Origin of the sequence: Sulfitobacter sp. 1A15299 (genome assembly GCF_043556915.1) — a bacterium.
Taxonomy (GTDB): domain Bacteria; phylum Pseudomonadota; class Alphaproteobacteria; order Rhodobacterales; family Rhodobacteraceae; genus Sulfitobacter.
In genome coordinates this window covers 1-1,609 of record NZ_JBIFFJ010000073.1, presented here as the reverse complement: position 1 = coordinate 1,609, position 1,609 = coordinate 1, and the positions used below count along the sequence as shown (strand labels likewise).

The window sequence follows — 1,609 nt, the reverse complement described above, 5'->3', positions numbered from 1 at the left end:
ACTCAGACGGACTGATCAGCTCGGCCGTCGAAAGCGCCCGGCCAGCCGCGAGTTACACCACGCTATGGGGCATGATCCAAGATCGGCGTAGTGCGCTGGTTCAAAGCGGTAAGGCGCACTGTAGCAGGTTGGCCTTTGCGCACGACATCAATTTCAGCTCGTGGAATCTGCACTTCAATGATCAACGGCTCACCGGTAGGGAGTATCTCCAAAATGGCCTTACCGCTTTCGATAACACCCCCTGCGGTATGATAGTGCATTCGCACAACAGTGTCTGACACAGGCGCAAGTATTTCGGCTCGACGCAAGACATTCTGCGCTTTGCGGGCTTGCTCACGAACACTTTCAAGTTCGGATTGCACCACTTGAAACTCATCTAAGGCAGCTGTCTGACGTTCATTAATAGTTTGTTCAATCTGGGATTGATAGCGCATCGAAAGCGCTTCAGTCTCCTTGATCTTGGATTGGCTTACCAAGAAGATCTATTGGCTTGATTGCTTTGAGATCGCCTTCGGTTAACTCATGCAAGCTACCGCAGAGAGGCACTGCTTAAGTTAGGGGCTAGTGACGTTATCACAAAACCTTTTGACCCAATATTGCTGAGTGCGCAGGTTAAAACTTCACTTCAGCAATGAAACTTGGAAAACTTTACACCCGGTCTCGACAATAGGTCCGGGTAATATGAGATATCCTTTTCTTGGCTTTATCAAGACAGGCTGGATGCCCGTAAGCTTTTCCATGCATTGCTGACTTATCTCCGCGGTTCGGGTGCTGCCATCCACATAAATATCTAGCCAATGGTACCCTTCCCAACCGATGTGACATGGCCCACCTTGTGGTTTAGCACCATCCCCACACAGGTCTTCAACAATCGCATATTTTCGCAATCGGGGAATATAAAACCTCGTACCAGGCTGGAAATCTTCTGATACTTTACCTTCATCTATCCGCCAGCCCACCGCTAAGGTTACAGGATCGTCGTAAGTTCCTACCCCCGCAGCAACTTCATGTATGATGGGGCGCCCAATGATGGCTGAGGCCGGGGGCGTGTTGTCCCAATAGCTGTAACCTGTCAAAAAAACGGTCATTCGCCTTTCTTTAGGAAGCCAAATGGCTCCCAAGAGCATCAGAACCAGAAGTGCACGTATGAGGCTTTTGGACTGTTTTATAGCCATTGTTTTCCCTCGCGTGCTTTGTCCTTGTTCTTGCAACATGTTTTAATAATACATCAAGGACCTATAGGCTATTTCTCTTAGGTAGGATGCGCCGGCGAGTAGATAGCGCTGTTGCTTAACGGTACCTGAATCTTTGCTCTTCGACATAAAAGGCAGGCTATACTCAGTTGGCTGTAAACAGCTCCCATTCTTCATACTCCATGCAACTCTCTGTATTCGTACAGAATTCGCACTTTGTTTGTGAATCCACCCGGCTACAAACATTGTAAACACCATTCAGAAATGTCACTGGGTTTGCAAAGCAGGAATGTCACTACTGGGCGCGACGGTAGCAAGGCTTTGCAGCCCGGAGACCCCACATATCGAAGGGCTGAAAAGCCTTGCGGGGATTGGCTTAGAGACCCAGCTTCCGTTGTTCGGTCTGATTGTAGAAT

General features: G+C 48.9%; 2 protein-coding genes. Both read right to left on the bottom strand.

The window, feature by feature from the left end; translation table 11 throughout:
• Window positions 1-62: 62 nt before the first annotated feature.
• Window positions 63-434, bottom strand: coding sequence for an HlyD family efflux transporter periplasmic adaptor subunit (locus ACGYK7_RS19105; RefSeq protein WP_394403950.1), 372 nt, complete (start codon window positions 432-434; stop codon window positions 63-65).
• Between the two features lie 186 nt (window positions 435-620).
• Window positions 621-1,175, bottom strand: a complete 555-nt coding sequence (locus ACGYK7_RS19100) for a hypothetical protein (RefSeq protein ID WP_394403949.1) — start codon at window positions 1,173-1,175, stop codon at window positions 621-623.
• Between the last annotated feature and the right edge of the window lie 434 nt (window positions 1,176-1,609).